Origin of the sequence: Pseudoalteromonas sp. DY56-GL22, from assembly GCF_041414715.1 — a bacterium.
Classification (GTDB): Bacteria; Pseudomonadota; Gammaproteobacteria; order Enterobacterales; family Alteromonadaceae; genus Pseudoalteromonas; species Pseudoalteromonas simplex.
The window spans coordinates 473,809-488,007 of sequence record NZ_JANHZR010000001.1; the positions used below are offsets into that span (position 1 = coordinate 473,809).

Here is a 14,199-nt window from a genome sequence, read left to right on the forward strand (position 1 = left end):
TATAAATTACAGAGCGTTATGGATCTTAGGCAATTTGTTACTTCTCACTTTTCAAACATTACAGAGCTACAGCAAGCGGCATCAGTATGGAGTGGTTGCGGTGAGATTATTCGTTGCCAAATAGATGGTGTGGCTAGGGTAATTAAAGCGATTGAAGTGCCAAGTCAGATCAATCATAGTCGTATAAAACAAAGTGATTTTGCGCTTGCCAGAAAGCGGCAATCTTACTTAGTCGAATTTAATTGGTATCGGCATTACGCTAAGCAATTGCCCCATGAAGCTGCGGCTATTCATTGTATTGAGGCAATCCAAGAGGGCAGTAAGCAAGCGCTGTTATTTAGTGATTTCAGTGCACTTGGCTACCAGCAAGCAAGTGCTACACACCGCGACATTGAAGCAATTATAAACTGGCTTGCACACTTTCATGCTTTTCATTTAGCAAGCTCTGCCGATGGCCTTTGGCCGCGAGGTAGTTATTGGCATTTAGCAACACGGCCCGATGAGCTAAAGCGTATGAGCGATTTAAGCTTAAAAGCGCAGGCACACGCTATTGATACTGCGTTGAATGAGTCACCTTACCAAACATTAATTCATGGTGATGCTAAGCTTGCCAATTTTGCTATTGCGCCACAAAACCAGCATGTTCTTGGCTATGATTTTCAATATGTAGGCAGGGGTGTTGGGGTGATTGATGTCATGTATTTTTTAGGCAGTTGCTTAAATGATACGGCATTAAAATCAGTTGCAGATGACTATTTAAATCGCTATTTTGACACCCTCACACAGGCACTAAAACGTTATCAACCAAATGTAAACCCAGCGCATGTTGTTAGCAGTTGGCGAGCGCTTTGGTGTTACGCATGGAGCGATTTTTATCGCTTTTTAGCAGGTTGGAGCCCTGCTCATGCAAAAATAAACGGCTACATGCAGCAGCAATTTGTAACGTACTTAAAAATAAAGGATTAGCAATGAATAAGCCAATGCGATTTGCCATTATCGGCTGTGGTGCTGTAACCGAAGTGAAAAGTGGCCCTGCTTATCAGCAAGCAGAAGGTATTGAACTTATTGGGGTAACACGCCGCGACTTAGAAAAAGCCCATGATTATGCTAAACGCCACAATGTTGCAAAGGTGTTCGCATCGCCGAGCGAACTCATTAACGATAACAGTGTTGATGCCGTGTATATTGCCACGCCGCCAGATAGCCATAAAGCGTTTGCTCTTGAGGTTGCTGCGGCAGGTAAACCGTGTTGTATCGAAAAGCCACTGGCGCCAAGTTATCAAGATAGCCTTGACATTGTTACAGCATTTAAAGAGGCTAAACAGCCGCTATTTGTGTCTTATTATCGCCGTTCATTACCACGCTTTAATCACGTTAAACAATTACTTGAGCAAGGTGCCATTGGTAAGCCTCGTCATGTAAGTTGGCATTTAAGTAAAGCTCCTAACGCTCTTGATTTGTCGGGTGAATACAACTGGCGCACAGATCAAAACGTGGCACGAGGAGGTTACTTCGACGATTTAGCCAGCCATGGTCTTGATTTACTTGCTTACCTTTTAGGTGATTTTAATAAGGTGCATGGTTTATGTGCTAATCAACAAGGCTTATATTCTGCGTTCGATGCTATTACCGCGCACTGGCAGCATCAATCTGGTGTTACCGGCACTGGGAGCTGGAACTTTGCTTCATCTAATCGTTTTGATGATGTGATGATTTATGGCAGTGAAGGCGAGCTTAGCTTTAGTGTTTTTGACGAAAAGCCGATTGTGCTTAACAATGCACAGGGCAAACAACAGTTCGTAATTGATAACCCCGCGCATATTCAACAATATCATGTTGAAAACATGGCGAACTATTTTCATGCTCAGCAACCACACCCATCAAGCGGTGAAAGCGCACTTCATACAAGTTGGGTTATGGAGAAAATACTATCGGGTTGAAGAAGTTATACAGGTATGTTTGCTTTTTATTGAATAAAATTAAGTCATTTAAAAGAATTAATGCAAATGTTGTGCATTTTTTGCAGTAGAGCTCATTAATTTACGCTAAAATAGGCGTAATTTATTTCATTTAGGTTCTACTTATGTCTATCCATGTAATTACTCATCCGTTAGTTCAACACAAACTTGGCCTTATGCGCGCAGAAGGTATTAGTACTAAAAGTTTCCGTGAGCTAGCGTCTGAAGTAGGTACCTTGCTTACTTACGAAGCAACAAAAAACCTACCATTAGAAAGCGTACAAATCACTGGATGGGATGGTTCAACATTAGATGTAGAGCATATCAAAGGTAAAAAAATTACTGTTGTGCCTATTCTTCGTGCCGGCCTTGGTATGATGGATGGTGTAATGCAGTTATTACCTGCGGCAAAAGTAAGTGTTGTTGGTCTTCAGCGTAACGAAGAAACACTTGAGCCAGTTCCTTACTTTGAAAAACTCGTGGGTAAAATTGATGAGCGCTTAAGCCTCGTTATTGACCCAATGCTGGCAACCGGTGGTTCAATGATTGCAACTATCGATATGCTTAAAAAAGCTGGCTGTAAAGATATTAAAGTGATTGTATTAGTTGCAGCGCCAGAGGGCGTAGAAAAAACCCTTGCAGCCCACCCTGATGTTGAAATTTTCACAGCATCTTTAGATAGTCACTTAAACGAAAAAGGATACATCATTCCAGGCTTAGGAGATGCCGGTGACAAGATTTTTGGCACAGTGTAAGGCGCTCACGTGGAAAATCATCAAACATTTTCGTTAAAAACCATTCTAACGGGCGCGCAAATGCTGTTTGTTGCATTTGGCGCACTGGTACTTGTGCCGTTACTGACAGGCCTTGATCCTAATGTGGCTTTATTTACCGCAGGTTTAGGAACCTTGTTGTTTCATGTGGTTACCAAAGGCCGAGTTCCTATCTTTTTAGCATCGTCTTTTGCTTTCATCGCACCTATTATCGCCTCGGTACAAATGTGGGGCATTCCCGCAACTATGGGCGGTTTGATGGTGGCAGGCTTTTGTTATGTTGCGCTTAGCTTGATTGTAAAATTTAAAGGCGTGAATGCACTGCACAAGGTGTTACCGCCTGTGGTTGTTGGCCCTGTGATCATGGTGATTGGTTTAGCATTAGCCCCCGTCGCTGTGAATATGGCAATGGGTAAAACAGGGGATGGCAGTGCACAATTAGTTCCTTATGATCAAGCAATTTGGGTGTCTGGTTTATCATTACTGGTTACGCTGATTTTTGCGGTATGGGGCAAAGGTGTATTTAAACTTATTCCTATTCTTGCTGGTGTGGTAGCAGGTTACCTTGCTTCGTTATTTATAGGTATTGTTGAATTTAATGCGGTCACTGAAGCAAACTGGCTAGCAGTGCCTGCATTTACTTACCCTGAGTTTAAGTGGCAAGCTATTTTGTTTATGGTGCCAGTAGCCATTGCACCAGCAATTGAACATATTGGCGACATGATGGCTATTAGCCAAGTAACAGGTAAAGACTATTTAAAGAAACCAGGTTTACACCGCACTTTACTAGGTGATGGCTTAGCAACCTCTGCGGCATCAATTTTTGGTGGTCCACCGAATACAACGTACTCTGAAGTAACGGGGGCGGTAATGCTTACGCGTAACTTCAACCCTCGAGTGATGCTTTGGACCGCTATCATCGCTATTGTGCTCGCGTTTGTGGCAAAAATGGGCGCGGGTTTACAAACTATTCCGGTTCCTGTGATGGGTGGCATCATGATTTTACTATTTGGCTCTATCGCCGTTGTTGGTTTAAATACCTTAGTAAAATCAGGTGAAGACCTTACCGCGCCTCGCAACTTGACTATCATCGCACTGATTTTAGTGTTTGGTATTGGTGGCATGCATATCGGTGGTGATGAGTTTAGTTTACAAGGTGTGAGCTTATGCGCAATTTTGGGGATTATCTTAAATGCAGTTCTCCCCAAAGCAGTGCAACAAGCTGATTAGAACTTAAAAACTGCTTGAATATTGCACCAAAAAAGCGCATTAAATATGCGCTTTTTTTGTAACCATCTAAAAAATAAGGAATTATAAAACTGGTCTACTAACTGCATTTATCTCTATGTCATACTGGTAGGAGCGATTATGCAAGAGGCAAATGTTGTGGATATTACCCCGTTTTTAGCGAAGCATCAGTTACCACTCAAGTATCAATACTTAAGTGAGCAGTTTTTTATACCCCTCGCGCACGATATCTTAAGCGCAAAAATGACCGGCCAACCTATGCTGGTGGCGATTAACGGCTGCCAAGGCTCAGGTAAAACGACCCTCGCTGACTTCTTAGTGACCTGGGTTAATAGCAATACCGAATTTAATAGCGTGTCATTATCAATCGATGACTTTTATTTAAGTCGTGCTGCGCGCAATGAGCTTGCTAAAGATGTTCATCCTTTGTTTGCGAGTCGTGGTGTACCGGGTACGCATGATACGCAATTAATGGAACAAACCTTATCAGCTTTGTTGGCTGGTAAAGTAGATGTGCCATTACCTCAATTTGATAAGCTAACTGATGATCCGGTGCCAAAAGAGCTGTGGCCTAGTAACCAAAAGCCGATTGATATCGTGTTTTTTGAAGGCTGGTGTGTAGCCAGTACGCCCCAACAGCCTTATCAACTGCAAACTCCGGTAAATGAATTAGAGCAACTAGAAGATGCTGACGGCATTTGGCGCCGCTGCGTAAATAGTTGCTTAGCGAATGAATATCAACATGTATTCGCAATGGCCGATTACACCATTATGTTAAAAGCGCCTTCATTCGAAGATGTGTATGCGTGGCGCTTAGAACAAGAGCATAAGTTAATTGCCAAAAAAGGCCAAGGGCAGGGCACATATGACGAAGTGAGTTTAAAGCGTTTTATCTCTCATTTTGAACGTATTACGCGGGAAAACTTAGCCACGCTTGCGTACAGCGTTGATGCGTTACTATTGCTTGATACTGAGCGTGATATCACCAAGATGGAACTTCTCGCAGACCAGATTGCTCAACCACTTATTTTTACTGATTTAGACGGCACATTGCTCGATCACGACAGTTACGAATGTGGAGTGATCAAACCATTTTTGGCAAAGTTGAATGATACCGGTGTCAATGTGGTTTTTAATACCAGCAAAACCTTTGCTGAAGTTACTGATATTCAAAAAGGTTTGGATCATCACCAACCCTTTATTGTGGAAAATGGTGCGGCTGTTTATATCCCGAAAGACTATTTCAAAGTAAAGCCAATTGGCTGTGATGAATATAAAGGTTATTGGCGCTTTGCCATGACGCAAAGTACCGATAAATTGCATGACGACCTTAAACAATATGCCAGTCAATTTAGCCATTGTGTACGCTTATTTAGTCAATTTAGTGCACAAGAAATAGCCAAATTAACAGGACTCCCCGTCGATAAAAGTGAATTGGCTCTACAAAGACAGTACTCAGATCCGGTTTGTTTTTCGGGCAGTGATGAAGAAAAGCAAGGTTTTATAGATGCAATGAGCCAAGCAGGCTACGAAGTGCTTGTTGGCGGGCGTTTTATCCATTTAACTAAAGGTAACAATAAAGGACTTGCACAAAAGTGGCTGTTAAATCAGTTCAAAAAAGCATATCGCAATCCTTTTACTGTGATAGCGCTTGGCGACAGTCAAAACGATGTAGCCATGCTAAAGGCGGCCGACACCGCTATTTTAATCAATAACCCTGGCAGCCAAGTGCAATCACAAATATTACAAAAAGCATGGCAGCTCAGCGAAAAACCAGCCCCAGCAGGTTGGGTTCAAGAAGTTTCTGCGTTAACTATCATCAAAGCGCGTTTTGCAGCAAAACAGGAGCAATCTCATGGCTGATTTTTATCAAAATGGCATTATCACGACCTTACACAATATTGCTGACCGCCCAGTAGAAGAACTAGAACAAGAGTTACTGAGCTTTTCAAAACAACGCCCAATGGGCCTAATTTTACCCTCGCTTTACAGTGAACTAGAGGGGCCCGCTTTGCAAAATATAATTGCAGAGCTGAAACATGTGCCTTATTTATCGCAAATTACCATTGGTCTAGATCGCGCTGATGAAAGCCAATATCGTCATGCACTGCAGTTTTTTGCGGAGCTTGATCAGCCTCATAAGGTACTTTGGAATGATGGCCCGCGTTTACAAGCTCTTGATAAAGAACTACAAAAATTGGGCGTTGCGCCACGAGAGTTAGGTAAAGGTCGCAATGTTTGGTATTGCATGGGCTATAAGTTGGCAACCTCAAAAGTTGAGTCAATTGCACTGCATGACTGCGATATTCTGACTTACGACAGAGCGCTATTAGCACGTTTAATTTACCCCGTTGCTCACCCTCGTTTTAACTATGAATTTTGTAAAGGGTTTTATCCGCGCACCGCTGAGGGCAAAATTAATGGCCGTGTGTCACGTTTGCTGGTAACGCCGTTATTGCGTTCGTTTAAAACAATTTTAGGTAGCAACGATTATTTAGAATATATGGATTCGTTTCGTTACCCATTAGCAGGTGAGTTTTCATTCCGCCGTGATGTACTCAACGATATTCGTATTCCAAGTGACTGGGGCTTAGAAATTGGCGTGTTATCAGAGATGTATCGCAATTACTCGCATAACCGTTTGTGTCAGGTCGATATTGCTGATAACTATGATCATAAACACCAAGATTTATCGTTAGAAAACCAAGCGGCGGGCTTGTCGAAAATGTCGATTGATATCACCAAAGCTTTATTCAGAAAGCTCGCTACCCAAGGCGTTACCTTTACGACAGAAACGATTCGTTCATTAAAGGCAACCTATTACCGAATTGCACTCGATTTTATTGAAACCTATCACAACGATGCGTTAATGAATGGCTTAACACTTGATATTCACCACGAAGAAAAAGCCGTTGAAATGTTTGCACAAAATATTATGAATGCGGGTCAGCACTTTTTAGAAAACCCAATGGAAGCACCCTTTGTGCCGAGTTGGAACCGAGTAGCTTCGGCAATGCCGGAGGTGTTTGCTCGTTTAGAAGAAGCCGTAGAGCTTGATAACAAAGAATATATTTAACGGGGAAAGCACGTGACTTTAGAGCTTTTGCAACAAAGGGTTATTCAGCATTTAACCTGCATCTACAGCGAGGTTGAACTATCAACAACGCTTGAACAACTCGCAGACAGACTAATTAGTACCATGTTAGGTGATGATCCTGTTCGAGACCCAACGCCGCATAAAAACCGTTGGGATGAGCAAGATATGATTTTAATCGCCTACGGTGATTCGATTATTCGTCATGCTAATACGGATGAAGCCGTTGCCAAGCCCGAAGAGCCACCTTTGCAAACGTTACATCGCTTTGTAAAAAACCAATGTTTACCTGAACTTAATGCACTGCACATCTTGCCGTTTTACCCATACAGCTCAGATGAAGGCTTCGCGGTAATGAATTATGTGCAAGTGAATGAAGCGTTAGGTAGTTGGCAACATATCCGTGATATTTCAGCGGATGTTAGGTTGATGGCAGATTTGGTGATCAACCATTGCTCTAGCCGCAGCGTTTGGTTTGAAAACTTTATTCAGGGCAAAGAGCCAGGAAAAGGGTATTTTAAAACGGCAAGCCCAAGTGACGACCTTGTACAAGTTGTTCGCCCGCGAACATCGCCCCTTTTACAGGCGGTAGAAACTAAAGACGGTTTGCAGCATGTGTGGTGTACCTTTAGTCACGACCAAGTTGACTTTGATTTTGCTAACCCAGATGTGCTTAATGAATTTGTCAGCATTATTCGTCATTATTTAGATAACGGTGTGCGTATATTTCGCCTTGATGCGGTGGCTTTTTTATGGAAAAAACTCAATACCCGCTGCATTAACTTACCTGAAACTCACGAAGTGATTAGGTTGCTTCGCACCCTTATTGAGCATTTTGAGCCTAATGTGATTATTATCACTGAAACTAATATCCCGAACCGCGAAAACCTATCGTACTTTGGTAATGCCAACGAAGCGCATTGTATTTACAACTTTTCATTACCACCGCTGTTATTACATACCTTACTCAGTGGCGACAGTACCGCATTAAAGCACTGGATGATGAGTATGCCACCTCCTCAGGAAGGGACGGCATACTTTAACTTTATAGCTTCACACGATGGTATTGGCTTGCGCCCCGTTGAAGGCTTGTTGGAGCAAAGTGAAATTGCCGAAATGGTAAATACGACTGCGAAATATGGCGGTAAAGTCTCATTACGTACCGCCCCAGATGGCACCAATACCCCTTATGAGTTAAATATTGCCTTATTTGATGCATTGCAAGGCACCCATAAAGGCCCAGATAAATGGGGTGTTGCACGCTTTTTATGTGCGCATGCCATTACGTTTGCGCTTGAGGGTATTCCAGGTTTGTATATTCATAGCTTACTCGGCACTACCAATGATTATGAACGCTTTGAAAACAGCCAACATAACCGAGCGATTAATCGTCACCGCTGGCAAGAGTCAGATTTACTGGCAAAGTTAAGTAACGAAAATGCCCATCATCGTACTGTGTTTAAAGCGATGAAAAACCTAATGGCTATTCGTAAGGCGCAAAGTGCATTTCACCCCAATGCGACGCAATATACGTTACATTTAAGCGATGGGCTCTTTGGTTTTTGGCGACAAAGCATCAATCGTTCGCAAAGTATGTTTTGTGTTTATAACATTAGTGACGAGCAACAAACGCTTACGCTTGCCGACTTAAATTTGATTGGTACCGAGCAATGGCGAGATTTAATTAGCGGTGAGCAAATTACCGAGCGGACAAAAACAATGTCGCTAATGCCATACCAAGCTGTATGGCTCAGCAATAAGTAATGTAAACGCCCTTTACAGTGCGCTTTTGGTTGCTTCTAACAGAAGTGATTCAACACTGAAGGGAAGGGGATTTTCATTTGATTTACTGAAAGCGCGAAAGTTAATTGCTAAGTTATCACTGTGAATTTGTTCAACCAGCTTTAGCGTTTGTTCGTTATGTTGGCTGAAAATAGCCACCTTATGATGCATAGTTCTGGTTTCGTGCTTGTTTAGTAAATCATAAATATTTACCAAAGCAAACGCCCCCAACGTAACATGGCCGCCGATAGTGACGTCTATCTTTTCTGCTACGGCTCTAAGCGGCCAGTTTATTGCGCCAACTAATACATCTTTGCGTTTGTTTAACTCATCAAGCGCAGTAATTGCTCCTAATGCCATAGCATCGTTGGCAGCCCAGACAATATTCATGTTTGATTGATGGCTAAAGTAGCCAAGACTATGGCGATACGCTTGTGTTGCTGACCAGTTGGCAACCGTTTTTGCGGTGATATTAGCATTCTCATGCGTTTGAACACTTTGCTCTAAACCTTCTTCTCTATCAAGTGCTGCATGGGTGGTGTAATCGCCATTTATAGCGAGAAAATTGGCCGCGTACTGAGTTTTTTCAATCAGTTTATCTGCGAGTAATTGTCCTGCTTGTTTGTTGTCGGGTTCCACACTACCTGCGATATTAATGCCATGATCAATCAAACGTTTTAGTTCTAATTCTGATGGGCGGTTAAGTAGAAAATAAATAGGTGTAGAGGTGCTATTTAAGCTTAAAAGTTGTTGGGTGAGCACGCTTTTTTCGTCAACTAAAATCAGCATATCATGCTTTGCTTTAATCGCCTTAGCTACTAATGACTTCATTTCAATATGATTTCGATTGGCATAATGAATCGTTAAATCGAGATCAAAGTCTTTGGCAGCATCACGCATCAACTGAGACACTTCAAACCAAAATGGGCCTGTGACATTCGTATTTTCATAGCCAGGGTTTATAAAAATAATACTTTGTTTGGCAAAAACACTTGGTAAGCAAAATAGCAAGATAATGAAAAATACTGTTCTTAGCATAATATGATTAGGTTAAAAGGTTGGTATGGTGAAGTATAGCGCGAATCGTTTGCTTTGAAGTAAATGATTGGAGTAGGCTTTGAGGGCTCATACAAAAAAGGGCTGCACGAATGTACAGCCCCAAGAGAATCAAATCTATTAACGATTAGAAATCGTAAGATAGTCTTAAGTAGCCAAAACGACCGATGTTGTCGTAACTTGCACTACCAGAACCTGTACCTCTTGTACCGAATGGAAGCTCTCTGTTGAAGATGTTATCAACACCAACTTTAACACCAAAGCCGCTTTCGAAGTTATAACCTACTGTCGCATCAGAAATAACATAGCTACCAAACTTCATTAAGCTATTTGGATTTGGGTTATCTTCTAGCTCTTGGTCTGTATAAAGGCTTACTTCATCTAGGTAACGTGTATCAAACGTTGCAAAGAAACCATCACGCTTGTAAGAGATAGTTAAGTTAGCTTGCCATTTTGCCTCACCCGTTGTACCAGCATATTCGATGTAATCTTCAGGTTGGTCTTGGAATGGGAAGTCTTTGCGTTCAATAAGGTATGTACCAATTAAACGTGTTGAGAAGTCGCCATCTAGCGCGTCAAAGTCATATCCTAGCTCAAAATCAACACCCGATGCTTCTTGACCAGAAACGTTTAATACCGAGTTTTGAATTAAGGTAATTTCACTTGATGTGCTATCACGTGTAATTAGATTACAGTATTGGTTATTGATACCGCCTTCAGCGTCAACACAACGATCAAGAATTTCTTGAGAAGCAATCGTCGAGATAGCATCTTCTAGTTCAATTTTCCAGTAGTCAATTGTAACAACTGAGTTTTCTAAAAATGACGGCTGATAAACCAAACCAATTGTTGTACTTGTTGACTCTTCACCCTTAACGTCTCGGTTACCACTAACTAGACCTTCAAGTGTTTGCGAATCGTAATCTGATTCAAAACCTACTGGAACACCTAATGCTGCACAGTTAGCACGGCGAACTTCTGAGTTTTGTAAATCATCTAGATTATCAGCTAAACAAGGGTCATCAACGTTATAGAATGTTTGGCTAGGTGCACCGAAGATTTCTCCAATGTTTGGAGCACGTAGGGCTTCAGATTGTGTTGCACGAACACGTAATTGATCGTTAACAGTCCAATCTAAACCTACCTTCCAGCTTGTTGCATCGCCGATTGTGCTGTAGTCAGCATAACGTACCGCTGTATCTAGTACTAGGTCTTGCACAAGAGGCAAGTCAGCTAATAGTGGGATTGATGCTTCAAAGTAAATCTCGTTTACATCAAAATCACCTTTATCTTCGCCAAGCGCGTTAAAGAACGTACCAACTGCATTATCTGGCTCTTTAGTTTCACTTTCTTCTTTACGGTATTCAACACCGGCAGCAAAACCAATATAACCTGCTGGTAGTTCATAAATCGCTGAGTTTGCAAGTGATGCTGTGACTACTGTTTGAGTAATCTCAGAAGTACCTGTCGATACTGTGTTAATGTAATTAATTGCTTCTTGGCTTGGTGCGCCAAAGCCCATAATGTTTACCGGTACACAACCTTCAGCGCGTGCTTCTTCACTACGACAAACAACATTTCCTTCATCATCTTCAACAGCGTCAAGAGCATTGTAGTAGTTTGCCATGATCATGTTGGCGCCATTTATACGCTCTAATTCAGTTTGACCATGCACAATTGATGCATCTAATTCCCAGTCATTGAATACAGTGCCTCTTAAACCAGCAACAAAACGGGTTGTTTCACGCGTATTGTTTTCGATACGACGACCTAAATCTGTCATCATACGGTTAACCATGATTGAGCTAACACCTTCTTCTTCCATTACTGCTTTTACAGTTGGATCTAGGTAAGCGTTATCAATTTTGATGCTGTTATTAGGGTTAAAGAAGAAAAATGCCGGTTGACCAATACTTTCACCTTCGCTGTTAACATATTTTGCTTCGAAATACGCATTCATGTCTTCAGCAACATCATAGTTAACTTTAAAGTTTACGTTGTAACGCTCAAATTCTGGTTGAATTTCATTGAACTGTGCAAGGTTAAATGAGTCACAGTCAGCACATGCTAGGCCATCTACTCGGTCACCTATATAAATATCACGAAGGCTGCCATCAGGGTTGAATGAGTTAACATAGCCATTGCTTGTTGCAAAAACACCAGCGTTATTAATCGCATAATAGCCAGCATTTGGTGTGTAGATTTTATCAGGGAAGTTTGGATCGTCTTTGTTTTCTTCGTTTTGAGCTGGGTTACGCAAGCTAAAGAAAGAGCCATCAGTCCACGGGTGATCAAGCGCATTTAATGTATTTTGGCCTGAATACTCAACAGCAAAGGCAACATTACCACGGTCATTATCGAAGTTTGTACCATATGAAAACGTTGCTTTTTCATTTTTATAGTCACTTAGTTCCGAGGCTCCTTTGGTAACACTAACACTTAAGCCTTCGATATTCTTTTTAAGAATGAAGTTAACTACACCTGTTACAGCGTCGGCACCGTATACAGCTGAAGCACCACCTGTGATGATCTCAACACGCTCAACCCAAACACTTGGAATAGTATTGGTATCAACTGATTGAGAGCCTGCTGAACTAGAAACATGGCGCTTACCATTAACTAGTACTAATGTACGATCAGTACCCATGTTACGTAAATCAAGAATGTTAAGACCGGCAGTACCGATAAAACGACCTGAGTTTGATAATGAGTAAGTATTACCAAGGGCCGGTAACTTATTTAGTGCCTCACCGATATTTACTGCGCCGGTGTTAACTAAGTCTTCACCACTGATAACAGTTACTGGAGCGGGGGCAATAGCACCTTCACGTAAAATACGTGAACCTGTTACCTCGATACGGTCGATAGATTTTGCGCCTTCTTCTTCAGCAGCTAAAGATTGGCTAGAAATGGCGAGGGCCGATGAGCATAGAGCAAGCTTAATGCTAGCACCTAAATAATTATTTTTTATCATTGTTTCACCTGTTACTTTATTGTTTTATCCCTGAATGGGTGTGTTAACGGTAGTTAATAAATGTTAACGATAAAGACTTTATCATTGTTCCTATTTTATGCAAATAAAAACTTCGTAGCATTTTGTAGTTTAAATAAACTTATTCATTACAATGACTTATAGTATAGTGTGGTTTTTTGTTAATGTTGGTACTATTTATAGTTAGTTAATGATCAATGATAATTGTTATCAATTGATGCATTTTCTTTTATGGTAATATTGTAATTTAAATTGGTTTTGTTTTTGAATTATGCCAGTGGCATGTTTCGGTTTATAATGATCGCATGGTTTTTTGCATGAGTATTTTATGAGATTAATTCTTGTTATTTTTTTGTTTTTTTCGAGTGTGAGTGTAGCCTCTGATATTGATCTTGAGGCCAATATGAAAAATATGGGGCTTGCTTATAAAAACTCCGTACGGGCTACTGATTTAGCTACCTTTAATGCCGCTATTGATGAGTTTATTGTGTTGTTAGAGACAGCTAAAACAGCTGATTTTAAACAGCATAAAACAGCGTCTCTAGAAGGGCTTGATAAAGTCATAAATCAAGCAAAGCAAGCGAAGCAACTTGCAACGACTCGTGGCCTTGAAGCTGCAAAAGCGCCGCTTAAATCTATTGATGAGTTACGTAAAAAATACCATGAGCTCCATGAGCCGCCAGGCTTTTGGGAGTTGTTATTTGGCAACTAAGCTATTGAGTTAGATTTACTTTAATTAAAAAAAGGTGCCGAGGCACCTTTTTAACGCTTTTTCTTTTTACCTTGAACTGCTTTAAAACGCGGGTTGTCTTTATTAATAACATAGACACGACCTTTACGTTTTACGATTTGGCAGCCCGGGCGGTTCTTAGCGCTTTTTAATGAACTTAATACTTTCATGTTCTTTCCTTAAAGCAACTATTTGCTCGCCAAGTTTTTGAAACGACGATTAAACGCTGCAACACGGCCATCGCTCGCAACGGCTTTTTGTTTACCGGTATAGAACGGGTGCGAATCGCTTGATACGTCAATTGGTACATAAGGATAAGTTTTGCCTTTAAGTTCGATCGTACGTGTAGTTTTGATTGTCGAAGCAATAATAAAGTAGCTGTCTGCCGCTGTATCATGAAAAGCGACTTGCTGGTAATCAGGGTGGATATTTGGCTTCATAATGCACCTATTTGTTATGTGATAATGTAGCGATTATAGGGTGGTTGACTATTTAGATCAAGATAAAAATGATTCTTATTTATATCGCATTGTCTTAAATTTGTACAAGCTGAACAATCAATAAGC

At 41.2% G+C, this 14,199-nt stretch carries 12 protein-coding genes; 8 read left to right on the forward strand and 4 right to left on the reverse strand.

Features of this window, described 5'->3' with window-relative positions; all coding sequences use genetic code 11:
- Positions 1-18 precede the first annotated feature (18 nt).
- The 7 genes from NO991_RS01985 (at position 19) to NO991_RS02015 (ending at position 8,837) form a co-directional block, all read left to right on the forward strand.
- Positions 19-966, forward strand: a complete 948-nt coding sequence (locus NO991_RS01985) for an aminoglycoside phosphotransferase family protein (RefSeq protein WP_300359011.1) — start codon at positions 19-21, stop codon at positions 964-966.
- A 2-nt stretch (positions 967-968) separates the two neighbouring features.
- Entirely contained in the window at positions 969-1,940 is a 972-nt protein-coding gene (locus tag NO991_RS01990) for a Gfo/Idh/MocA family protein (RefSeq protein ID WP_300359014.1), read from the forward strand.
- Positions 1,941-2,083: 143 nt separating this feature from the next.
- Positions 2,084-2,713, forward strand: coding sequence for a uracil phosphoribosyltransferase (gene upp, locus NO991_RS01995; RefSeq protein ID WP_054554568.1), 630 nt, complete (start codon positions 2,084-2,086; stop codon positions 2,711-2,713).
- A 9-nt stretch (positions 2,714-2,722) separates the two neighbouring features.
- The gene (locus tag NO991_RS02000; RefSeq protein WP_300543226.1) at positions 2,723-3,961 is read left to right on the forward strand and encodes a uracil-xanthine permease family protein; all 1,239 of its coding nucleotides are present in this window, start codon (positions 2,723-2,725) and stop codon (positions 3,959-3,961) included.
- Positions 3,962-4,099: 138 nt separating this feature from the next.
- Positions 4,100-5,842: an HAD-IIB family hydrolase gene (locus NO991_RS02005; RefSeq protein WP_300580008.1), complete on the forward strand. Its 1,743-nt coding sequence runs from the start codon at positions 4,100-4,102 to the stop codon at positions 5,840-5,842.
- The gene (locus NO991_RS02010) at positions 5,835-7,055 is read left to right on the forward strand and encodes a glycosyl transferase (RefSeq protein ID WP_235373148.1); all 1,221 of its coding nucleotides are present in this window, start codon (positions 5,835-5,837) and stop codon (positions 7,053-7,055) included. The genes NO991_RS02005 and NO991_RS02010 overlap by 8 nt, the downstream gene beginning before the upstream one ends.
- Positions 7,056-7,067: 12 nt before the next feature.
- Positions 7,068-8,837 (forward strand): alpha-amylase family glycosyl hydrolase, encoded by a 1,770-nt coding sequence (locus NO991_RS02015; RefSeq protein ID WP_371351630.1) that lies wholly within the window; start codon positions 7,068-7,070, stop codon positions 8,835-8,837.
- A 12-nt stretch (positions 8,838-8,849) separates the two neighbouring features.
- Here the strand turns inward: NO991_RS02015 and NO991_RS02020 are convergent, their stop codons facing one another.
- Complete coding sequence (locus tag NO991_RS02020; protein WP_300543221.1) at positions 8,850-9,893, reverse strand: ABC transporter substrate-binding protein; 1,044 nt, start codon at positions 9,891-9,893, stop codon at positions 8,850-8,852.
- Positions 9,894-10,038: 145 nt separating this feature from the next.
- A complete protein-coding gene (locus NO991_RS02025) occupies positions 10,039-12,885 on the reverse strand; it encodes a TonB-dependent receptor domain-containing protein (protein ID WP_187490011.1) in 2,847 nt (948 codons plus the stop codon).
- A gap of 346 nt (positions 12,886-13,231) precedes the next feature.
- Between NO991_RS02025 and NO991_RS02030 the strand changes: the two genes are divergently transcribed.
- Complete coding sequence (locus NO991_RS02030; RefSeq protein ID WP_138616481.1) at positions 13,232-13,615, forward strand: cytochrome b562; 384 nt, start codon at positions 13,232-13,234, stop codon at positions 13,613-13,615.
- 50 nt (positions 13,616-13,665) lie between these two features.
- On the opposite strand, the gene ykgO is transcribed toward NO991_RS02030, so the two are convergent.
- Positions 13,666-13,803 (reverse strand): type B 50S ribosomal protein L36, encoded by a 138-nt coding sequence (ykgO, locus tag NO991_RS02035; RefSeq protein WP_054554561.1) that lies wholly within the window; start codon positions 13,801-13,803, stop codon positions 13,666-13,668.
- Positions 13,804-13,821: 18 nt separating this feature from the next.
- Positions 13,822-14,073 (reverse strand): type B 50S ribosomal protein L31, encoded by a 252-nt coding sequence (locus tag NO991_RS02040; RefSeq protein WP_300359034.1) that lies wholly within the window; start codon positions 14,071-14,073, stop codon positions 13,822-13,824.
- Positions 14,074-14,199: the final 126 nt, after the last annotated feature.